Source organism: Mycolicibacter sinensis (genome assembly GCF_001673565.1).
GTDB classification, from domain to species: domain Bacteria; phylum Actinomycetota; class Actinomycetes; order Mycobacteriales; family Mycobacteriaceae; genus Mycobacterium; species Mycobacterium sinense_C.
Map to the genome: position 1 here is coordinate 125,993 of NZ_LZMF01000137.1, position 21,447 is coordinate 147,439.

Annotated in this window: 18 protein-coding genes; 6 read left to right on the forward strand and 12 right to left on the reverse strand. The window is 68.6% G+C overall.

From position 1 onward, the window contains the following. Positions 1 to 42: 42 nt before the first annotated feature. Entirely contained in the window at positions 43 to 921 is an 879-nt protein-coding gene (locus A5648_RS20280) for a pseudouridine synthase (RefSeq protein ID WP_082966610.1), read from the reverse strand. A 150-nt stretch (positions 922 to 1,071) separates the two neighbouring features. On the opposite strand from A5648_RS20280, the gene A5648_RS20285 reads away from it, so the two are divergent. Continuing rightward, a complete protein-coding gene (locus A5648_RS20285) occupies positions 1,072 to 2,460 on the forward strand; it encodes an HNH endonuclease signature motif containing protein (protein ID WP_065026258.1) in 1,389 nt (462 codons plus the stop codon). A 106-nt stretch (positions 2,461 to 2,566) separates the two neighbouring features. Here the strand turns inward: A5648_RS20285 and A5648_RS20290 are convergent, their stop codons facing one another. The 4 genes from A5648_RS20290 to A5648_RS20305 form a co-directional block, all read right to left on the reverse strand. Beyond that, complete coding sequence (locus tag A5648_RS20290; RefSeq protein ID WP_065026259.1) at positions 2,567 to 3,412, reverse strand: hypothetical protein; 846 nt, start codon at positions 3,410 to 3,412, stop codon at positions 2,567 to 2,569. A 540-nt stretch (positions 3,413 to 3,952) separates the two neighbouring features. Then, a complete protein-coding gene (locus tag A5648_RS20295) occupies positions 3,953 to 5,008 on the reverse strand; it encodes a hypothetical protein (protein ID WP_065026298.1) in 1,056 nt (351 codons plus the stop codon). 158 nt (positions 5,009 to 5,166) lie between these two features. Continuing rightward, positions 5,167 to 6,879: a glycerol-3-phosphate dehydrogenase gene (gene glpD / locus A5648_RS20300; protein WP_065026260.1), complete on the reverse strand. Its 1,713-nt coding sequence runs from the start codon at positions 6,877 to 6,879 to the stop codon at positions 5,167 to 5,169. Between the two features lie 64 nt (positions 6,880 to 6,943). Beyond that, positions 6,944 to 8,359 carry an NAD(P)H-quinone dehydrogenase gene (locus tag A5648_RS20305; RefSeq protein ID WP_065026261.1) on the reverse strand — a complete coding sequence of 472 codons (1,416 nt, stop codon included), beginning with the start codon at positions 8,357 to 8,359 and terminating at the stop codon, positions 6,944 to 6,946. 42 nt (positions 8,360 to 8,401) lie between these two features. Here A5648_RS20305 and A5648_RS20310 point away from each other — a divergent pair, with 42 nt between their 5' ends. Next, positions 8,402 to 8,893 (forward strand): gamma-glutamylcyclotransferase, encoded by a 492-nt coding sequence (locus A5648_RS20310; protein ID WP_065026262.1) that lies wholly within the window; start codon positions 8,402 to 8,404, stop codon positions 8,891 to 8,893. Here A5648_RS20310 and A5648_RS20315 read toward each other — a convergent pair. Continuing rightward, positions 8,890 to 10,068, reverse strand: coding sequence for an amidohydrolase (locus A5648_RS20315; protein ID WP_065026263.1), 1,179 nt, complete (start codon positions 10,066 to 10,068; stop codon positions 8,890 to 8,892). The two genes, A5648_RS20310 and A5648_RS20315, sit on opposite strands and share 4 nt — an antisense overlap. A 43-nt stretch (positions 10,069 to 10,111) precedes the next feature. Between A5648_RS20315 and A5648_RS20320 the strand changes: the two genes are divergently transcribed. Further along, on the forward strand, positions 10,112 to 10,900 hold the full coding sequence (locus A5648_RS20320; RefSeq protein WP_065026264.1) for a purine-nucleoside phosphorylase: 789 nt from the start codon (positions 10,112 to 10,114) through the stop codon (positions 10,898 to 10,900). Beyond that, positions 10,897 to 12,504 carry a phospho-sugar mutase gene (locus tag A5648_RS20325; RefSeq protein ID WP_065026265.1) on the forward strand — a complete coding sequence of 536 codons (1,608 nt, stop codon included), beginning with the start codon at positions 10,897 to 10,899 and terminating at the stop codon, positions 12,502 to 12,504. The genes A5648_RS20320 and A5648_RS20325 overlap by 4 nt, the downstream gene beginning before the upstream one ends. 178 nt (positions 12,505 to 12,682) lie before the next feature. Here the strand turns inward: A5648_RS20325 and upp are convergent, their stop codons facing one another. From upp to A5648_RS20340, 3 genes are all read right to left on the reverse strand, one after another. Then, positions 12,683 to 13,306, reverse strand: coding sequence for a uracil phosphoribosyltransferase (gene upp, locus A5648_RS20330; RefSeq protein ID WP_065026266.1), 624 nt, complete (start codon positions 13,304 to 13,306; stop codon positions 12,683 to 12,685). 19 nt (positions 13,307 to 13,325) lie between these two features. Beyond that, the gene (locus A5648_RS20335) at positions 13,326 to 14,741 is read right to left on the reverse strand and encodes a PE-PPE domain-containing protein (RefSeq protein WP_234787494.1); all 1,416 of its coding nucleotides are present in this window, start codon (positions 14,739 to 14,741) and stop codon (positions 13,326 to 13,328) included. A 135-nt stretch (positions 14,742 to 14,876) separates the two neighbouring features. Beyond that, complete coding sequence (locus A5648_RS20340) at positions 14,877 to 16,346, reverse strand: PE-PPE domain-containing protein (RefSeq protein ID WP_234787495.1); 1,470 nt, start codon at positions 16,344 to 16,346, stop codon at positions 14,877 to 14,879. Between the two features lie 207 nt (positions 16,347 to 16,553). Between A5648_RS20340 and satS the strand changes: the two genes are divergently transcribed. Both satS and A5648_RS24260 read left to right on the forward strand, forming a co-directional pair. Continuing rightward, entirely contained in the window at positions 16,554 to 17,825 is a 1,272-nt protein-coding gene (gene satS / locus A5648_RS20345) for a protein export chaperone SatS (RefSeq protein ID WP_065026301.1), read from the forward strand. 176 nt (positions 17,826 to 18,001) lie between these two features. Continuing rightward, positions 18,002 to 18,568 carry an LGFP repeat-containing protein gene (locus A5648_RS24260; protein ID WP_207511782.1) on the forward strand — a complete coding sequence of 189 codons (567 nt, stop codon included), beginning with the start codon at positions 18,002 to 18,004 and terminating at the stop codon, positions 18,566 to 18,568. An 86-nt stretch (positions 18,569 to 18,654) separates the two neighbouring features. Here A5648_RS24260 and A5648_RS20355 read toward each other — a convergent pair whose 3' ends face one another. Genes A5648_RS20355 through A5648_RS20365 form a run of 3 tightly spaced genes read right to left on the reverse strand, consistent with a single transcriptional unit; the run spans position 18,655 to position 21,403 of the window. Then, entirely contained in the window at positions 18,655 to 19,743 is a 1,089-nt protein-coding gene (locus A5648_RS20355; RefSeq protein WP_065026267.1) for an adenosine deaminase, read from the reverse strand. Then, positions 19,740 to 21,020, reverse strand: coding sequence for a thymidine phosphorylase (locus A5648_RS20360; protein WP_065026268.1), 1,281 nt, complete (start codon positions 21,018 to 21,020; stop codon positions 19,740 to 19,742). The genes A5648_RS20355 and A5648_RS20360 overlap by 4 nt, the downstream gene beginning before the upstream one ends. Continuing rightward, positions 21,011 to 21,403 carry a cytidine deaminase gene (locus tag A5648_RS20365; protein WP_065026303.1) on the reverse strand — a complete coding sequence of 131 codons (393 nt, stop codon included), beginning with the start codon at positions 21,401 to 21,403 and terminating at the stop codon, positions 21,011 to 21,013. The genes A5648_RS20360 and A5648_RS20365 overlap by 10 nt, the downstream gene beginning before the upstream one ends. Positions 21,404 to 21,447 lie beyond the last annotated feature (44 nt).

Consider the following 21,447-nt stretch of genomic DNA (forward strand, 5'->3'; position numbering starts at 1 on the left):
GACTCCCCTCTGGTTTGTCGTGCCTTCCTGTACCCGGCAGGCTCAGGGCTGAAACGCGCGGCCGCTGACGAAGCGACGCAGATGCCCGGTGAAGGGGTCCTCGAACTCGAGCCGGTGCGCTAGCAGCCGCAGCGGGGTGGAGAAGTCGTCGGGAGCGACCTCGATGACATCCGGGTACAGCGGATCACCGTCGATCGGCAGGCCCAGCGAGGCCAGGTGCACCCGCAACTGGTGGGTGCGGCCGGTGCGCGGCGTCAGCCGGTAGCAGCCGCTGTTCGGCGAGTCCAGCGCTTCGACCAGCGTCTCGGCGTTGGGCTCGCCGGGTTCTTCGCGGGCCTGCAGGCAGCCGCGCCGTTTGACGATCCGGCTGCGCACCAACCGCGGGAAATCGCCCACCGGCGGCGCCGAGGAGCGGGCCAGGTACTGCTTGTGCACCGCGCCGCGGGCGAACAGCGTCTGGTAGGGCCCGCGCAGCTCGCGGCGGGTGGTGAACAGCAAGACCCCGGCGGTGAGCCGGTCCAGCCGGTGCGCCGGGCTCAGCTCGGGAATGCCCAGCTCACGGCGCAGCCGCACCAGCGCGGTCTGGGCCACATGACGCCCCCGCGGCATGGTCGCCAGAAAATGCGGCTTATCGACCACCACCAGATCCTCGTCGCGGAATAGCACCGGGATATCGAAGGGCACCGGCACCTCGTCGGGCAGTTCCCGGTACCAGTAGATAGCGGCGCCGGCCGGCAACACCGTCGTCTCATCGACCACCGCGCCGTCAGCGGTCAGCACCTGCCCGGCGGTGACCTTGGCCGCCGCGGCCGGGCCGAACCGGTCGCGCAGCTCGGCGGCCACCGGCCCGCCGTGCAGCCGTAGCCGGGCCGGGCCCAGGCCGTCACGCACCGGAAGCGGGGCGGGACGTCTACGGGTCATCGCGGGGGTTCCTCGGGGATGTGGGCACTGCTGGTGCTTGCGGCGCTTCCCGGCGAGTGTATCTCGTAGGCCTCGTTGTTCACTGTAATCACTTGCGTCACTGTGGCTTTGGCGGGAAATGTTGTCGTAGGGCCTCGTTACTATTTGCACATGTGTTCGAATATCCGCGAAGAGGCGACCCAGGTCTTCGATGACTTGGGCGTCGCGCTGGATCGGGCACTGGAGCTGCCGTTCGACGCGTTGACCACGCCGGAGCGCCTGGCTCTGCTGGAGCGCTGCGAGCGGCTGCGGCGCCGGCTGCCCGCCGTCGAACACCCGTTGATCAACCAGCTGTCCGAGCAGGCCGATCCCGACGAGCTGGGCGGCAAGCTCCCTTGGGCGCTGGCCGACCGGTTGCGCATCACCCGCGCCGAGGCCCGCCGGCGCATCGCGGCCGCCGCCGACCTCGGTGAACGCCGAAGCCTGGTCGGCGAGCCGCTACCGCCGGTGCTACCCGAGACCGCCGCCGCCCAGCGCGACGGGGAGATGGGTCATGCCGCGGTCGAGGTCATCCGTGATTTCTGGCATCAGCTGCCCACCGACGTCGACATCGAGACCCAGGCACGCGCCGAAAAACACCTGGCCGGCCTCGGCCGTGAGCACCGCCCCGAAGAGCTCGCCAAGCTCGCCGACCGACTCACCGCCCAGCTCAACCCCGACGGGAAATTCTCCGATGCCGACCGGGCCCGCCGCCAGGGTCTCACCCTGGGCAACCAGGACCTCGACGGCATGAGCCCCATCAAAGGATGGCTGAGCCCGGAGGCCCGCGCCAGCTTGGATGCGGTCTTGGCCCGCTGGGCCGCTCCGGGCATGTGCAACCCGGACGACGACACCCCGTGCCGCTCCGGCACCCCGTCACAGGCCGCGATCGACAACGACCGCCGTTCGGTCGCCCAGCGCAACCACGATGCGCTGGCGGCGATGAGCGCTGACCTGCTGTCCTCCGGCAAGCTGGGCAGCCATCACGGGCTGCCGGCTACCGTGGTCGTCTCGGTCAGCCTGGCGGAGCTGCATGCCGGGGCCGGCAAGGCGACCACCGCCGGCGGTACCTGGCTGCCGCTGCGCGACGTGATCCGGCTGGCCTCCGACGCGCACCACTACTTGCGGATCTACGACGGGGCCAAAGAAGTCGCGCTGTATCACGCCAAACGGCTCGCCAACCCCGGGCAGCGCTTGGTGCTCTACGCCAAGGAGCGCGGCTGCACCCATCCCGGGTGCCCGGTGCCGGCCCTGCTCACCGAGGTGCACCACGACAATGACTACGTGCGCAGCCGGCGCACCGACATCGACGACCTCACACTGCGCTGTGGGCCGCACCATCGGCTGCTGTCCGACGACGGCTGGCGCACCCGCAAGCGCAGCGACGGGGTGATCGAGACGCTGCCCCCTGCGCACCTCGACCGCGGCCAGCCTCGTACCAACAGCTATCACCACCCGGACAAACTGCTGCGCGACAGCGCCGACGGCGGCGGCGACGACGACGACCCCGAGCATCCGTAGCGGTGGCTGGGTGCGTGAATTCCCTTGCGCGCCAACGACACATCGGCCACAACCCGTCGGGGGCTGTGGCCGATGTGTCCCTATCCGTATTAGTGGATTACTCCACTCAGCCGAGGCCGAACATGCTGAAGATGCCCAGGTCGCCCAGGAAATCGGTCAGCGTGGTGGAGTCGGTGACCGCGGTGGCATCGGTGCCGAGCAGGCTGGTCAGCAAGGCGCTCAACGTCTCCTCGCCCAGGTGCCCGGTGCCTTCCGGGTCGCTCAGGGTGCCGCCAAGCGTGATGCCGTCCACGAACTGGTCCCATCCGGCGCCGAGCTGGTCCGGAGTGATGCCCAGCAGGCTCGCGATGGTGGCGTCGGTCATCCCGTTCGCGTCCAGCAGGTCGTTGATCGAGGTCGTGGCCCCGATGCCCAGCATTTCGTTCAGCAGGGAGGCCAGCGTGTCGGTCGGCGACAGACCGAGCATCGGCAGGTCCAGCAGACCGGCGTAGGGACCCAGGCCGAAGAAGCCCAGCAGATCACCGATGCTCGTGTCCGCACCGGCGCCACCGATGAAGCCACCGATCAACGAGTCGATCGGCACGTCGCCCAGGCCAACGCCGCCAATCTGCACGTCGTTAAGCACCGCAGTGAGGTCGGTGCCGAGGAATCCCCCGGTGATCGCGTTCAGCGACACGTCGTCCGGGTTCAGCGCAGCCAGCAGGTCAGCGAGGGTCGAGGTGGTGCTGATGCCGTCGCCGAACAGACCCAGCACCTGGCCCATGTTGCCGAAGCCGAGGGTGTCCAGCAGCGTCTGCAGGCTCTCGGTGAAAGTCGGGAAGGCGGTCAGAGCGTAGTCGTGCTGTACCGAGGCGGTAATACCGTTCGCAACCGTCGGAGCAACTGCTACGCCGCCGAACAGCGCCGCGCCAGCTAAGGCAGTACCGGCGGTAAGCGCGCCGGCTTTAGCCATGAAACCGCGCGTCCCCATGGGCGCGGTAATGGAAAGAGTGGACATGTAACAGGCCCCCTTCAGGGATCGAACAAAATGATGTGGTGTTTTCTACAACGAACGTTAACTTATTAGTCGCTCAGCCTCGTGTCAACTTTGCTGCCAAAGTCTTTCGCACGCGTCAGCAACCGACATTAGCAGGAACTTCCCAGCTCACAAACTTAGATAGCGACACTCGATATCCGGTGGGCCGAGCGTAGTGTCGAGCCGCTAACACCCATGCAATGACATCTCGCTCAGCTTTTTCTAGGCTTTGCAGTCCGGCCGACCGACTACGTCCGACGGTAAGACGATATAGCGTAAACATTCGGAGATAACGGTCAAACGGTATGAAATTAACGGCCTACGAGTACCGGCGAATACCGGCCAACGGGCGAAATACGCACCGTGCCGTTAGCAAATTGCTAGCAAAGAAAGCACACCCTTATTTCGGGGGTTACGACGGTTACAAAAAAGGCACCCGGCCGGATGGCCGGGTGCCGAGGGGTAGAGCGGAATCCGCTACCAGTTGAACAGGCCGAAGGCCTCAAGAATGTCGGTGATCGGGGTGTCGCCCGTGATCGTCAGGGTGCTGTCGTCGGGCAGGAAGCTGGTCAGCAAGGTGCCCAGCGTCTGGTCGCCCCAGATTTCGTGGGAGGGGTCCAACAGTGTCCCACCGAACGGGAAGTTGGAGACGTACTGATCCCAGGTCTGACCCGGCGTCAGGTTGAACAGCAGCCCGAGGGTCGCGTTGTCCATGGTGGTGCTGTTGGTGTCGCTGACCGGGAGGGTGTGCAGGTATTCGCCGAGGGTATAGCCGCTGCCCGGGACGACCGTGGTAGAACCCAGGCCCGAATACGCGTGCTGGGTGACGTCGGTGGTCGGAACCCCGAGGATCCCGCTCAGCCAGTCAGTCAGCGAGCTGTTGAGGGTCAGATCGGGGTTGCTCGTAACATTCAGGAGAGCGCCACACGTCAGAGTGCAGTTCTCCACGTTCAGGTTCTCGAGGCCGAGCGCAGTGATCATGCTCCCGTACTGGCTCAGCATCGATCCCATTCCTATTGCGTTGGCCAGGTCGGTCAGTGAATGCTCGCCGGCGCCGGCACCGAGCGCGACATCGATCAGGTCGCCGAGGTCGAGGTTGCCGATCGGCACACCGTTCACCAGCCAGTCGCTGCCGTAACCGAGCAGGGATTGGGCGGTGGCACTGTATAGCGGTTCGGTCAGGGAGATCCCGAAGATGTTGGTCAGACCGTTAAGGGTGATGCCGTCGGGATTCAGGGAGGCCAGGAACTGCGAAACCGTCGAATCGACGTTAAAGGTGCCGAACCCGCCGAGCACCGCGTTGAGGTCGCCCATTCCCATGTCATTGAGCAGGGACTGCAGGCTCTCCGAGAAGGTCGGGAAATCCACCAGCGCCACGTTGTGCTGGACGGCAGCGAAGGGCGCACCGGGAAGCTCCGGCCCGACGGTCGCGACGCCGAGGAACCCGGCGCCGGCAAGAACGGTGGCCGCGGCCAGGGTGCCGCCCTTCAATGCCAGCGCGTGCGGGCGCACCACCCCCAAAAGATCCGACATGGACCACACCTTTCCGGTACCCGGATCCCCCATGTGACCCAGCTGATGGGTGGAAAGTAATGGCCCTAGAAACAACTGTCAAACATAAGTTAATGCCAATTTCAGACCATATGCACGGTTTTTCCAGGGACCTGATCCCCTGCGTAACGAAGGTCAGTTCATGGAAGCGGAATAGGCTCCAGAATCTCGGTCCTGGCTTCGGGTGCCCTCGCGCGCAAAGCGTCCGCGGAGGCGTCGTCGGGCTGTTCCTGCGAAAGGATCTCGGCTTCCACCCGGGCGGTGTAGTTGGCCACCTCCGCATCCACGGCGGCGTCGTCCCAGCCGAGCACCGGCGCCATCACCTCGGCGACTTCGCGGGCACAGTTCACTCCGCGGTGGGCGTACTCGATGGAGATCCGGGTCCGTCGGGCCAGCACGTCCTCCAGGTGCAGGGCGCCCTCGGCGGTGACGGCGTAGGCGACTTCCACCTTCAGATAGGTGGGTGCCTCGGCGATCGGGTCCAGCAGCTCCGGCCGGCCCTCGGCCAGCGCCAGCACGTCATGGATCAGCGAGCCGTAGCGATCCAGCAGGTGACGCACCCGGTAGGGGTGCAGGTCCTGTTCGGCGCCGACGTGTTCGGCCTGGTTGACCAGCGCGAAGTAACCGTCGGCGCCCAGCAGCGGCACCTTCTCGGTGATCGACGGCGCCACCCGGGTCGGGATGTACTCGGCGGCCGCGTCGATCGCGTCGGCGGCCATCACCCGGTAGGTGGTGTACTTGCCGCCGGCGATGGCCACCAGGCCCGGCGAGGGGACGGCCACCGCGTGCTCACGCGACAGCTTGGAAGTGTCGTCGTTCTCCCCGGCCAGCAGTGGCCGCAGCCCCGCGTAGACGCCCTCGATGTCGGCGTGCGACAGCGGGGTGGCCAGCGCGGTGTTGACGTTGGTCAGCAGATAGTCGATGTCGGCCTTGGTGGCCGCCGGGTGGGCCAGGTCCAGATTCCAGTCCGTGTCGGTGGTGCCGATGATCCAGTGGGTGCCCCACGGGATGACGAACAGCACCGACTTCTCGGTGCGCAGGATGATCGCCGCCTCGCTGACGATGCGGTCCCGCGGCACCACGATGTGCACGCCCTTGGAGGCCCGCACATGGAAGCGGCCGCGCTGGCGCGACAGCGCCTGGATCTCATCGGTCCACACCCCGGTGGCATTGACCACGACGTGCCCATGCACCTCGGTGGTCGCGCCGTCCTCGGAGTCGCGGATATTCACCCCGGTCACCCGGTCGCCCTCGCGCAGCAGCGCCACCACCTGGGTGGAGGTGCGGATAACCGCCCCATAGTGCGCCGCGGTGCGCCCGACGGTCATGGTGTGGCGGGCGTCGTCGACGACAGTGTCGTAGTAGCGGATCCCGCCGATCAGCGCGCTGCGCCGCAGCCCCGGGCACAGCCGCAGCGCGCCGGCGCGGGTCAGATGCCGTTGCGCGGGAACCGACTTGGCCCCGCCCAGCTGGTCGTAGAGGAAGATGCCGGCGGCCACATACGGCCGCTCCCACCACCTGCTGGTCAGCGGGTACAGAAACGGCAGAGGTTTGACCAAGTGCGGCGCCAGCGTGGTCAGCGACAGCTCGCGTTCGTGCAGGGCCTCGCGCACCAGCCCGAACTCCAGCTGTTCGAGATAGCGCAGGCCGCCGTGGAACATCTTCGAGCTGCGGCTCGACGTGCCGGCGGCGAAGTCCCGGGCCTCCACCAGCGCCACCTTGAGGCCGCGGGTGGCGGCGTCCAGCGCGCACCCGGTGCCCACCACCCCGCCGCCGATCACCACCACGTCGAACTGCTCGGCACCGAGGCGTTCCCAGGCTTGTGCTCGTTGGTCAGGTCCCAGCGTGCTCACGACTGCCAGGCTACGTGGCGCTCGGGCCGCGGCCACGTGTGACACCGGCCTCACCGCTCGCGAATCAGTCCAGGTCGTCGTGCGTCATCAGCCGGCGCGCGGCCTCGGTGAGCGAACCCGACAGCGACGGATACACCGCCAGCGTCTGCGCCAGGTCCGCCACGGTGATCCGGTTCTGCACCGCCAGCGCGATCGGCAGGATCAGCTCGGAGGCGATCGGGGCCACCACCACCCCGCCGATCACCGTGCCGGTCGCCGGCCGGCAGAACAGCTTGAGGAAGCCGTGCCGCATCCGGCTCATCTTGGCCCTGGCGTTGGTCTGCAACGGCAGCATGACGGTGCGGGCGGGCACGGTGCCGTCGTCGATCTGGGACTGCGGCACCCCGACCGCGGCGATCTCGGGCCGGGTGAACACCGCCGCGGCCACCGTGCGCAGCCGGATGGGGGCCACCGCCTCACCCAGCGCGTGATACATCGCGATCCGGCCCTGCATGGCCGCGACCGAGGCCAGCGGCAGCAGCCCGGTGCAGTCCCCGGCGGCGTAGATCCCGGGCACCGACGTCCGCGAGACCCGGTCCACCTGCAGATAGTTTCCGGGACCGAGTTCGATGCCGACGCGCTCCAAGCCCAAACCGGCGGTGTTGGGCACCGAGCCGACCGTCATCAGCGCGTGGCTGCCGGTCACGGTGCGCCCGTCGGTCATGGTGACCAGCACCCCGTCGTCGCAGCGGGTCACCGATGCGGCCCGGGCGTTTTTGACCAGGGTGACGCCGCGTTCGGCGAACGAGCGCTCCAGCACGTGGGCGGCGTCGGGGTCCTCGTGCGGCAGCACCCGGTCGCGGCTGGCGACCACGGTCACGGGCACGCCCAGTTCGGTGTAGGCGTTGACGAACTCCGCGCCGGTCACCCCGGAGCCGACCACCACCAGGTGCTCGGGCAGCGTGCGCAAGTCGTAGAGCTGACGCCAGGTCAGGATCCGCTCGTCGTCCGGCTCGGCGTGCGGCAGGGTGCGCGGGCTGGCGCCGGTGGCGATCAGCACCACGTCGGCGTCGAGCACGCGCTGGCCCCCGTCGGGCTCGGTGACCCGGATGCGGTGGTGGGCCAGCCCGGTTTCGGAGTCGATGAGCTCGCCGCGGCCGGCGATGACGTCGACGCCGGTGTTGATCAGCTGGGTCCGGATGTCGGCGGACTGGGCGGCGGCCAGCGACTTGACCCGCTCGTGAATCTGCTCCAGTTCGATCTCGGCGTCGGTGAAGTGGATGTCGAAACCCAGGTGTGGGGCCCGGCGCAGCTCGGTGCGCACCCCGGACGAGGCGATGAAGGTTTTGGACGGCACGCAGTCCCACAACACGCAGGCGCCGCCGATGCCGTCGGCGTCGACCACGGTGACCGCCACCGCCTCCGGACCCTTGGCCGCCGCGACCAGCGCGGCCTCGTAGCCGGCCGGGCCGCCGCCGAGGATCACAATGCGGGTTGTCACAGCGACCAACTTATCGTCGACGCTGCGTTTAAGCTTTCTGCCGTGCCGCTCTACGCCGCCTACGGGTCAAACATGCATCCCGAACAGATGCTGCAGCGTGCACCGCACTCCCCGATGACCGGCACCGGCTGGATCCACGGCTGGCGGCTGACGTTCGCCGGCGAGGACATCGGCTGGGAGGGCGCGCTGGCGACCGTGGTCGAGGACCCGGGCTCGAGCGTGTTCGTCGTCCTCTACGACGTGACCCATGAGGACGAGAAGAACATGGACCGCTGGGAGGGCTCGGACTTCGGGATCCACAAGAAGATCCGCTGCCGGGTGGAACGGCAGGACGGGATGACGTCGGATCCCGCCGACAGTGCCCCCGAGCCGGTGCTGGCCTGGCTGTATGTGGTGGACGCCTGGGAGGGCGGGCTGCCCTCGGCGCGCTACCTGGGTGTGGTGGCCGAGGCCGCCCAGATCGCCGGGGCGCCAGAGGATTACGTCCGCAACCTGCAGACCCGCCCGGCCCGCAACATCGGCCCGGGGTCCTAGAGCAGCGCGGCCTGGTCGACGATGCCGGCCATCACCTGCACCCCGATCCCCAGCGCCCGCTCGTCAAGGTCGAACGTCGGCTGGTGCAGGTCCCGTTGCGGCCCGGTGCCCGGCCACACCCCGAGCCGGGCCATCGCGCCGGGCACCTGCTCGAGGTACCAGGAGAAGTCCTCGCCGCCCCCGGACTGCCGGGTCTCGGCCAGCACGTCGGGCCCGATGGCTTCGATCGCGTGGGTGAGCATCCGCGTCGACACCGCCTCGTTGACCACCGGCGGCACCCCGCGGTGGTAGTACAGCGTGTGCTCGATGTTCAGCGGCGCCAATAAAGAGGACACCGCGTCCTCGATGACGCCCTGCATCGCCACCCAGGTGTCCCGGCTGGCGGTGCGCACGGTACCGGCCAGCCGCCCGGCCTGCGGGATCGCGTTGGCCGCCGCTCCCGAGTTGACCGCCCCCCACACCAGCACCGTGCTGTTGCGCGGGTCGATGCGCCGGGACAGTACGCCGGGCAGCCCGGTGATCAGCACCCCCAGCCCGTAGACCAGGTCAGCGGTCAGGTGCGGGCGGGAGGTGTGGCCGCCGGGGCCGCCGACGGTGATCTCGATGGTGTCGGCCGCCGAGGTGATCGGTCCGGGGATGGTGGCCACTCGGCCGACCTGCAGTCGCGGATCGCAGTGCAGCGCGAAGATCCGGCTGACCCCGCTCAGCACTCCGGCCGCGATCGCGTCGATCGCACCGCCGGGCATCAACTCCTCGGCCGCCTGGAACACCAGCCGCACCCCGACCGGCAGCTCCGGCGCCGAGGCCAGTGCCAGCGCGGCACCCAGCAGGATCGCGGTGTGCGCGTCGTGACCGCAGGCGTGCGTCACCCCCGGCACCAGCGAGGAGTAGGGCGCTCCGGTCTGCTCGGTCATCGGCAGGGCGTCGATGTCGGCCCGCAACGCGATACGCGGCCCGTCCTCTGGGCCGAAGTCGCAGATCAGCCCGGTTCCGCTGGGCAGCACCTTGGGGTTGAGGCCGGCACCGGCCAGGCGTTCGGCGATGAACTGGGTGGTGGCGAACTCCTGGCGGCTCAGCTCCGGATGGCGGTGCAGATGCCGGCGCCAGGCGACCAGCTCGCCGGCGTTGAGGGCCAACCACGCCTGCGCGGCCTGCGACGCGGAAGCTGAGGGCATTCACGCAGTATCCCACCGTGGCCCCCGGCTAAGCTCAACGGCTGTGACGGTTCCGCTCACGACCCAGGCGGCGGCGGTCGTGGCCCGGCGCACCGGCGTCGACACCCATGACGTAGCGATCGTCCTCGGCTCCGGGTGGGCGCCCGCGGTGGCGGCCCTGGGTACCCCCACCGCGGCGATGCCGATGGCCGACCTGCCCGGGTTCAGTGCACCGACCGCGGCGGGCCATATCGGCGAACTGGTGTCGATACCGATCGGCACACATCAGGTGCTGGTGTTGGTCGGCCGGATCCACGCCTACGAGGGCCATCCGCTGATCGACGTGGTGCGGCCGGTGCGCACCGCCGTCGCGGCCGGCGCGAACACCGTGGTGCTGACCAACGCGGCCGGCGGCCTGCGGGACAACTTCGAGGTCGGCCAGCCGGTGCTGATCAACGACCACCTGAACATGACCGGGCGCTCGCCGCTGGAGGGCGCGCACTTCGTCGACATGGTCGACGCCTACACCCCGGCGCTGCGCGCACTGGCACGCCAGGTCGACCCGACGCTGGTCGAGGGCGTCTACGCCGGAATGTCGGGTCCGCAGTACGAGACCCCGGCCGAGATCCGGATGCTGCGCACGCTGGGCGCCGACCTGGTGGGCATGTCGACCGTGCACGAGGCGATCGCCGCCCGGGCGGCCGGGGCGCAGGTGCTGGGCGTGTCGCTGGTGACCAACCTGGCGGCCGGGATCACCGGCGAGCCGCTCAGCCACGCCGAGGTGCTGGCCGCCGGCCGGGAATCGGCGACCCGCATGGGCGAGCTGCTCGCCGAGGTCATAGCCCGGCTGTGACCCCCGAGGACTGGATCGCCCACGACCCCGACCCGGCGACCGCCGCGGAGGTGGCCGGTTGGAGTGACGACGAACGGGCCGCCCGGTTCGCCGCACCGCTGCGCTTCGGCACCGCGGGCCTGCGCGGACCGGTCCGGGGCGGGCCCGACGCGATGAACCTCGCCGTGGTGCTGCGCGCCACCTGGGCGGTGGCCCAGGTACTGATCGCCCGCCGGCGCGCCGGTGCGACAGTGGTGGTCGGGCGCGACGCCCGCCACGGCTCGGCGGAGTTCGCCGCGGCGACCGCCGAAGTGCTTGCCGCGGCAGGGTTTTCCGTACTGCGGCTACCCGATCCGCTGCCCACCCCGGTGGTGGCGTTCGCGGTGCGTCAGACCGGCGCGGCGGCCGGCATCCAGATCACCGCCTCACATAACCCGGCCGGCGACAACGGTTACAAGGTGTACTTCGACGGCGGGGTGCAGATCGCGACACCGGTCGACACCGAAATCGAGGCCGCGATGGCCGCCGCTCCCCCGGCCGACACCATCGCCCGACGCCCCGTCCCTCCCGCCGGCGGCGAATTGCTCCAGCGCTACATCGCGCGGGCCGCCGCGGTGCGGCGCCACCGCGGTCAGATCCGGGTGGCACTGACCCCGCTGCACGGCGTGGGCGGGGCGCTGGCGGTCGACGTGCTGCGCGCCGCGGGATTCGGCGACATCCACACCGTGGCAAGTCAATTCGATCCAGACCCGGACTTTCCCACGGTGGTGTTCCCCAACCCGGAGGAACCGGGAGCCGCCGACGAGTTGCTGGCGCTGGCCGCCGACGTCGATGCCGACATCGCGATCGCACTGGATCCCGACGCCGATCGGTGCGCGGTCGGTGTCGGCGGCCCGGACGGCTGGCGGATGCTGACCGGCAACGAAACCGGTTGGCTGCTCGGCGATTACCTGCTTTCGGCACTGCCTGAGGGCCGGGCGTCAGGCGCGGTGGTGGCCAGCAGCGTGGTGTCGTCGCGGATGCTGGCGAGCATCGCTGGGCGCTACGGGGCCCGCCATGTCGAGACGCTGACCGGGTTCAAGTGGCTCGCCCGCGCCGATGCGGATCTGCCCGGCGTCTTGGTCTATGCCTACGAGGAGGCGATCGGCTACTGCGTCGACCCGGATGCGGTGCGCGACAAGGACGGCATCAGCGCCGCGGTGCTGGCCTGCGATCTGGTCTCAGCACTACGCGAGCGGGGCGCCTCGGTGGCCGGGGCGCTGGATGAGTTGGCGCGCCGGCACGGCGTGCACGTCACCGACGCGGTGACGCGCCGGGTCGCCGACACCGCCGAAGCCACCGCGGTGATGGCCCGGCTGCGTGCCGATCCGCCCGGCGCGCTGGCCGGATTCGCCGTAACCGCAAGCGATCTGCTGCATCGCCCCGGTCCGACCACCGACGCGCTGGAGTTCGCCGGACGTCGCGACGGCACCTCGGTGCGGCTGGTGGTGCGACCTTCGGGCACCGAGCCCAAGCTCAAGTGCTATCTCGAGGTGGCCCGGGAACCGTCGGATGATCCGGCCGGCGATCGAGCGGAGGCGTCACGGGTCTGCGCCGCCGTCGCCGACGAGGTCCGTACCTGGTAAACCCCATGAACCTCATCCGTCACCGCTTCGAAGGGGGTGGTGTTGTGCCCGCCTCTGAGCGACAACCCCAGCCCTGCCGCTGAATCCAGGCGACGCCGAGCCGTTTGTCGCTCAAAGGCGGGCAACACTCACACCCCCACTCCTCGGTTACCGGAGTGACACAAGGTGTTTCGGGGCCTCAGCGCGGGCCGAACTGCCGGTCACCGGCATCACCGAGCCCCGGCACGATGAAGGCGTCGACGTTGAGCCCGTCGTCGACAGCGGCGGTGAACAGCCGCACCCCCGAACCGGCACTGTCCAGGGCCGCAACGCCTTCCGGTGCGGCCACCACGCACAGCACGGTGATGTCGGTGGCGCCACGATCGGCCAGCAGTCCAACGGTGTGCACCAGCGAGCCGCCGGTGGCCAGCATCGGATCCAGCACCAGCACCGGTCGGGCGCCCAGATCTGCCGGCAGCGAGGCCAGGTACGGCACCGGCAGGTGGGTCGACTCCTCGCGTACCACGCCGACGAACCCGACCTCGGCTTCAGGGATCAGGGCGTGCGCAGCATCGATCATGCCCAGCCCGGCGCGCAGCACCGGTACCAGCAGCGGTGGCCGCACCAGCCGCGCCCCGACGGTGTCGGCCATCGGTGTGCGCACCGCGATCTGCTCACAGGGGGCGTCCCGGGTTGCCTCGTAGATCAGCATCAGGGTCAGATCGTGCAGCGCGGCCCGGAATCCGGCACTGCCGGTGCGCTCGTCGCGCAGCGAAGTCAACCGGACCGCGGCCAGCGGGTGGTCGACGACGCGGACATCCACGGGCTCACACCCTACGGCGTCAGGCGTCGAGATAGTTGAACAGGCTGAAGCCCACCCCGACCAGGTCGAGCAGCGGCTGCGCGGAGATCAGCGGTGCCCCGTTGAAGATGGCGTCGGGCCCCAGCACGTCGAGCAGGTCCCACTGGCTGGCCAGGTGGTGCCACCCGGTCAGGAGCGCCTGATCCAGCTCGATCGTCAGGTTGTAGCCGGTCAGGAGCGTGTCGACGATCGACTGTGACAGCGGAGCCTGCCCGGCGAAGTCCAGCAGGTGGTTGATGGTGTTGGTCAGGCTCTGCACACCCGCGTACTGCAGGCCGGCCAGCATCTGCAGCGGGTCCATCCGCAGCAGGAACCCGGCGACACCGGCGTCCTCGGACAGCTGGCCGGTCGCGGTGACGGCCCAGGCGCCGGCGGCGCCGATCGGGTCGACACCGCCCACGGCGATGCCGGCGTCCGGGGCACCTGGGTTGCCGTAGGACCAGTCGATGGCGACCTTCAGGATCGGCGCCAGCGCGTCGCCGAGCACCTTGCCGACGTCACCGAGCCCGTAGAGCGGTCCCAGGATCGGCAACTGCGCGGTGGGCAGCATGTAGAAGTCGTTGCCCCCGATCGAGCCCAGGTCGATCGCGTTGCCGAGGTTGTCGTTGAAGTAGGCGCCGTGCACCGCCGGAATTCCCATCAGTGCGTTGATTACGGCCAGCAGGTTGGTGGGGTCCACGGGGAAGTTGGACCAGCCGTCGTATTCGGTGCTGTAGATGCTGGCCGAGAAGTCGGTGGGGCCGGCGCCGATGCCCACCGGGATGCCGAGGAACGGGATGTGCTGCATGTTCCCGTCGAGGCCGTCGGCGAAGTGCAGCCGGCTCAGAATGCCGCCGATGGGGCTGTTGGGGTCACCGATCAGCACGAAGTGCAGGTTGTCCGGGTCATAGGAGCCACCCGGCGCGTCGGCGAGCAGCTTCTGCATCGCCAGGGTGGCGACGACCGCGCTCTGCGAGTAGCCGAACACCGTGACGTCGTCGCCGGCCTCCAGTTGCGGGCGGATCGCCGCGTCCAGGTTGGCGGCACCCTCGGCCAGCGAGTCCGCGAAATTCAGCTGCGGTACCGGCAACGGCTGGCAGATGATCGGGCAGAACTGCTCCGGGGTGACCAGGCCGTCGAACACATAGTCCGGGAAGGCCGTCTGCCCGGGGAACCACGGCGCGGCGGGCTGCAGGTAGAACTCCCGCACCACATCCATGTAGTTGCCGACCGTCGGGTCGGACTGGCCGGTGCCGGTCATGATCCAGCCCTGCCCGGCCAGCAGCACGACATCGGCGATCAGCTTCTCCAGCCGGTAGGCCAGCGCCGGTGCCAGCAGCGACGAACTGGCCAACACGATCGCGCAGAGCGCGGCCAGCAGGGTCGCCCCCACCGCGTGCAGTCGCTTAGCCGTCATCGCAGACCTCCCGGTCGTCGCCGTTGTATCGCCAGACGATTCATATCGATCTATAAGGCGAATTTCAGGCTTCACCTTAGGGAGAAAACGCGCGTTGTCAAATACGCGCTACGAGCGGGTCCCGGGACCGGCTTGCTAGGCGCCGAAGACGTTGAAGACGTCGAAGCCCACCCCGACCAGGGCCAGCAGCCCGTCACCGGGGACGCCCACCCCGCTCAGCACCGCGTCGGGGCCCAGCACATCGCCCAGGTCCATCGAATTGGCCAGGCTGCTCCAGCCGTCGAGAATGAACTTGTCGATCGAGTTGACCAGGTCATAGCCGGTGATGACCTGCAAAAAATCGGTGATGCCGGTGATGGTGCTGATGTCCGAGGCCGACAGAGTGCCGCCGTTGGCGGCCGCAGCGACGTCCGCCCACGGGCCGACGAGGCTTTGGATCAGCGCGTTCTGGGTGCCGGCCAGCATCTGCAGCGGGTCCATCTTCATGAACAGCCCCATCGCGCCGGAGCCGTCGTAGAGCTCGCCGGTCGGCGTCATCGCCCACGGCCCACCGGCCACCCCGAAGGCCTGCTGGTAGGCGCTGCCGCTGATGAAGTCACCAGCCGGAATCTTGTAGAGCCCGTTGACATCGGGGTCGCCGGCGTTGCCGTAGCCCCAGTTGATGAGCAACCGGGCCCACGGCGAGAAGAAGTCGCCGAAGAACTGCCCCGCGGTCCCGCCGTTGAACATGAACTGCAGAATCGGCAGGTTCTGCGGAATCATGTAGAAGTTGGCGTCGCCGATGGTTCCCACGCTGATCGCGCTGGCCAGCTGCTCGGCGGTGTAGAGCGGGTAGTAGGGGTGCACGGTGAGAATGCCGATCAGCGCGTTGATCACGGCCAGGATGTTGGTCGGATCCTGCGGGAAGTTCGCCCAGCCGTCGTATTCACCGGTGTAGATGTCGGTCGAGATGTGGTCGGTGGGGGTGGGCGCCAGGCTCAGCGGGATGTTCACGAACGGCACGTGCTGGTCGTCGGGAAACTGGAAGCGGTCCAGGATGCCGCCGATCGCGTTGTTGGGGTCGCCGATCAGCACGAAGTGCAGATTGCCGAGCTGATCCAGGGTCGGATAGCCCGCCGCCCCCGCGTTGGCGATCAGGTCGTTCATCGCGATGGTGCTGATGGCGGCGCTCTGCGAGTAGCCGAACACCGTGACGTTGTCGCCGGCCAGCAGCTGCGGAAGGATCGACTGGTGCAGCGCCGCCACTCCGGCGTTCAGCGAGTCACCGAAGTTGAGCGGGTCCTGGCCGGGGATGCACACGAACGGGCAGAACTGCTCCGGGGTGGTCAGGCCCTGGAAGGTGTAACCGGGAAACGACGGCTGGCCGTCGAAAAGCGGCGATGACGGCTGCAGGTAGTTCGCGAGGATCTGGCTGATATAGGCGCCAACGGTCGGGTCCGGGACCCCGGTGCCGCTCATGATCCAGCCTTCGTCGGCCAGCAGCCGCAGCCGGGCGATGAGCTGATCCGTCCCGGAACTGCCCACCAGTGCTGTCACGCCCAGCATCGCGGCGCACAGCACCGTCAAGACCATCGCCCCCAGCGGGCGCAACCGCCTAGTCGTCATCACGACCTCCCCGACCCCGCGGAATTATGCGCTGCTTCACACATCCCGGTCCTGTGAACCTAACCAAAAGATGAGTGCACCGCCATTGTTAACACGAGAAATTCAGGTTTCTTTATTTGCCGCTGCGAAGGGGCGTTAATCGCCGCACTAATCCCGGCGCGAATCCCGGTTCGGGTGCCCGGCGAGCACCTGGTTACTCTGTGCGCCATGGCAGCTGACCTCGTACCGATCCGTCTTACGGTGACCGCTGGTGACCGCTACACGCTGTGGGCGCCGCGCTGGCGCGACGCCGGCGACGAGTGGGAGGCGTTCCTCGGCAAGGACGAGGACCTGTACGGCTTCGCCACCGCCGCCGACCTGGTGGCATTCGTGCGAACCAACGCCGATAACGACCTGGTGGATCACCCGGCCTGGCCGCGACTGGTCGAGGCCAACGCGCACAAGCTCAACCCGGCCGCCGGCCGCCACTACGACCTGATCGCGGTCGAGGAACTGCTCGCCGAGAAGCCGACCAAGAAATCCGTGCGGATGGTGGCCGACGCGATGGAGGTCGTCTCCTCGATCGGGTCGGTGTGCGACCTGATCACGGTGACGAAGTTCTTCAACGGCAACCCGAGCCTGGGCACCCTGGCCGGCGGCGTCGACAACTTCACCGGCCGAGCCGGCCGCAAGCGGTGGAACGCCCTCGCCGACATCGTCGGCCGCAGCTGGGGCAATGTGCTGGCCGCGGTCGAAGAAGTGCTCAGCACGCCCGACGTCGATGCCGCCGCGTCGTCGAAGGCGGCCGACGAGCTGGCCGAAGAGCCCCCGGCCGAGCTGGAGGAGACCACCTCAGACGAAGCGGCAGAGGGCGACGATGACACCGCCTTGGCGGAGACGGCCGCCGCGACCAGCGAGCGCGCCACCGGCGATCGGGTGGTGCTCGGCGGTGACGCGAACTTCTGGACGAAGGTGGGCATCGACCCGATCCGGATCATCACCGACAACGGGACGTTCTTCACGCTGCGCTGCTACCTCGGCGACCAGCCGGTGTTCCTCGGCCGCAACGGGCGCATCAGCGTCTTCGGCTCCGAGCGCGCCCTGGCCCGCTACCTGGCCGACGAGCACGACCACGACCTGTCGGACCTGAGCACCTACGACGACATCCGCACCGCCGCGACCGACGGCTCGCTGGCGATCGACATCACCGACGACAACGTCTACGTGCTGTCCGGCATGGTCGACGATCTGACCGACGGCCCCGACGCCGTGGACCGCGAGCAACTCGAATTGGCCGTCGAGCTGCTGCAGGACGTGGGCACTTACGCCGAGGACGGCGTCGTCGCAGAAACCCTGAAACCGGACCGCGCGCTGGGCCGACTGGTGAGCTATGTGCTCGACCGAGAATCGGTGGCCGCCCCGCAGCGCCCGTTCGCTCCGGCGGTCAAGGAATGGGAACAACTCGAGCAGTTCATGCAGTCACGGCTGCGCCGCGAGTAACGCCCGAACGCAGGTAAGCCGGGCTTGAGCATCGCAGGAATTCACCGACAATTAACTGCATTCATTTGCCCGATTTCATTGCCGCGGGGTCGTATCCCCGATAACATCTGGCCCGATAACCCTCTGGCCGGGCCGTGTGGTTTTGCGGGGCCCTCCCAAATTCGAAAGGACTACACATGCGCAAGGCAACGCAACGAGCCGCAGCTGTATCCGCCGCAGTTTTGGGCGTCGCATTGATCGGCACGGGGTGCGACAACACCAAAGAGAAGACCAGCGAAGCCCTGAGTTCAGCGAGCTCGGTTGCCTCCTCGGCCAGCTCGGTGCTCTCGTCCGCGGTCAGCACCACCTCCGCCGAGGAGAGCGAGGGCGCCAGCTCGACCGAGATGACCGGCGCGGACGGCAAGGAGTACACCGTCGCCGGCCCGATCCTGGCCAAGCTGGACTCCCTGGACGCCGCGGCCAAGCAGGACCTGGGCGAGCCCACCGGTCCCGAGCAGAAGAACCCCGACGGCGGCACCTACCAGCAGTTCGACGGCGGCGTGATCGTTCACACCACCCGTGCCTACGTGGTGTGGGGCAAGATCCGCGACAAGTGGAACGAGCTGGGCGGCTCACAGGGCAAGCTGGGTTACCCGACCAGCGACGAGACCACCAACGCCGACGGCTCCAAGCAGTCCACGTTCGAGCACGGCGTCATCACCTGGAAAGAGGGCGACCCGGAGGCCACGGTCACCGAGCACTGATCTGAAGTCGAAGGCCGGGCAATCGCAATCGCGATTGCCCGGCTTTCGTCGTTCACCGGGGTTGCTGTGGACGAATCCGGCCGTAATCAACCGACCAGAACGGCGAATCGCGGCTTGATCACTTCCTCGATGATCTCCACCCGCTGATCGAACGGGATGAACGCCGACTTCATCGCATTCACGGTGAACCGCTGAAGATCGGTCCAGCCGTAGCCGAACGTGTCGGCCAGCACCAGCATCTCCTTGCTCATCGTGGTGTCGCTCATCAGCCGGTTGTCGGTATTGACCGTTACCCGCAACCGGGCCCGGGCCAGCAGGTCGAAGGGGTGCTCGGCGATGCTGTCGACCGCACCGGTCTGCACATTGGAGCTCGGGCACAACTCCAACGGAATCCGCTTGTCACGCAGGATCGCCGCCAGCCTTCCCAGCCGCACCGAACCGTCGTCGTCGACGGTGATGTCGTCGGTGATCCGCACCCCGTGTCCGAGCCGGTCGGCGGCGCAGAACGCGATCGCCTCGTGGATGGACGGCAGCCCGAACGCCTCGCCGGCGTGAATCGTGAAGCGGGCGTTGTGGTCTCGCATGTACTCGAACGCGTCCAGGTGCCGGGTCGGTGGATAGCCGGCTTCCGCGCCGGCGATGTCGAAGCCGACCACGCCCTTGTCACGGAACCGGATGGCCAGCTCGGCGATCTCCCGGGACAACGCGTTGTGACGCATCGCGGTCACCAGGCAGCGCACGGTGATCTCCCGGCCGGCGGCCGCGGCGCGGCGCTCCCCGTCGGCGAATCCGGCCAGCACCGCGTCGGTCACCTCGTCGAACGACAGCCCGCCCTCGATGTGCAGTTCGGGCGCGAACCGCACCTCGGCGTAGACGACCGCGTCGTGGGCCAGATCCTCCACGCATTCGGCGGCGACCCGGTGCAGCGCTTCGGGGGTCTGCATCACCGCCACGGTGTGGCTGAACGGCTCCAGATAGCGCTCCAGCGACCCACTGTGCGAGCGGGTGCGAAACCAGGTCGCCAGCTCGTCGGGATCGGTGGTGGGCAGCCCCTCGTAGCCGACCTGCCCGGCGATGTCGACGACGGTGGCCGGGCGCAGGCCACCGTCCAGGTGGTCGTGCAGCAGCGCCTTGGGCGCCTGCCGGATCGTCTCCAAAGTCAGCGGTGTGGTCATGGGGTCGCTCCGATGATCAGTGGCCGCGGGGCCGCCGGGGTATCGCAGATGCGCCAGCCGCCGTCGAGTTCGTCGCGTGCCGGCCCGAACCGTTCGGGGGTGTCGGTGTAGAGCGTGAACAGCGCCTCCCCGGCGCGGACGGGCTCGTTCGGCCGACGGTGGATCCGCACGCCGGCCCCGGCCTGCACCCGCTCACCCGGGCGGGAACGGCCCGCGCCCAGCCGCCATGCCGTCATGCCCACCGCCATCGCGTCGATTTCCCCCATTGTGCCGTCCCGTGCTGCGGTGATCGTCTCCGAACACGCCGCGACCGGCAGCGGAACGCTCAGATCACCGCCCTGCGCGGCGACCATCGCGACGAAGGCGTCCATCGCGGTGCCGTCGGCCAGCGTGGCCGCCGGGTCCCGGTCGCCGATCCCGGCCAGGGCGAGCATCTCGGCGGCCAGCGCCACCGTAAGGGCCACCACGTCGTCGGGTCCGCCGCCGGCGAGCACCTCCAGCGCCTCGGCGACCTCGAGGGCGTTGCCGGCGGTGGCCCCCAGCGGGGTGTTCATATCGGTGAGCAGCACCCGGGTGGGCACCCCGTGCGCCGCGCCGAGTTCGACCATCATGTCGGCCAGTTGCCGGGCTTGGGCCGCCGATTTCATGAAGGCGCCCGAGCCGACCTTGACGTCGAGCACCAGCGCGCCGGCGCCCTCGGCCAGTTTCTTGCTCATCACCGAGCTGGCGATCAGCGGCAGCGACTCCACGGTGGCGGTGATGTCGCGCAGCGCGTAGAGCTTGGCGTCGGCGGGCGCGAGCGCACCGGCGGCGAAGATCGCCGCCCCGACGGTTGTCAGCTGCTCCCGCAGCCGCGCCGTCGGCAGCACCGGGTCGAAACCGGCGATCGACTCCAGCTTGTCCAGGGTGCCGCCGGTGTGCCCCAGGCCGCGCCCGGAGGCCTGCGGCACCGCGGCACCGCAGGCGGCGACCACCGCCACCAGCGGCAGGGTGATCTTGTCGCCCACCCCGCCGGTGGAGTGCTTATCAACAGTGGGGCGGCCCAGATCGCGCCAGTCCATCCGTTCCCCGGAGGCGATCATCGCCGCAGTCCAGCGCGCGGTCTCCGCGGCGTCCATACCGCGCAGGAAGATCGCCATCAACAGCGCCGCCATCTGCTCCTCGGCGATCTCGGCGGCCGTGTAGGAGTCGATCAGCCAGTCGATGGCGTCGTCGGCCAGCCGGTGGCCGTCGCGTTTGGTGGCGATCAGCGTCGGAGCGTCGAACTTCACCGCCATGCGTCGGGTCCGAAGGCGTCCGGCAGCAGTTCGGACAGCCGCCGCGCACCGGCGGGGTGGTCGATGAGCAGCTCAGGACCGCCGTGCTCCAGCAGCACCTGACGACACCGTCCGCACGGCATCAGCAGGTTGCCCGCGGCGTCGGTGCACGACAGCGCCACCAGCCGTCCGCCCCCGGTTGCGTGCAAGGCGGCGACCACCCCACACTCGGCACACAGGCCCAGGCCATATGAGACATTTTCCACATTGCAGCCGGTGAGCAGGCGTCCGTCGCCGGTCAGCGCCGCCGCTCCGACCCGCAGCCCCGAGTACGGCGCGTAGGCGCTCGCTGCCACCGAAATTGCTTTGCGCCGCAACAGTTCCCAGTCGATTACGTCAGACACCGGCGCTGCGCCCATATCGTTTCGAGTACATCGCGCCACCCTGT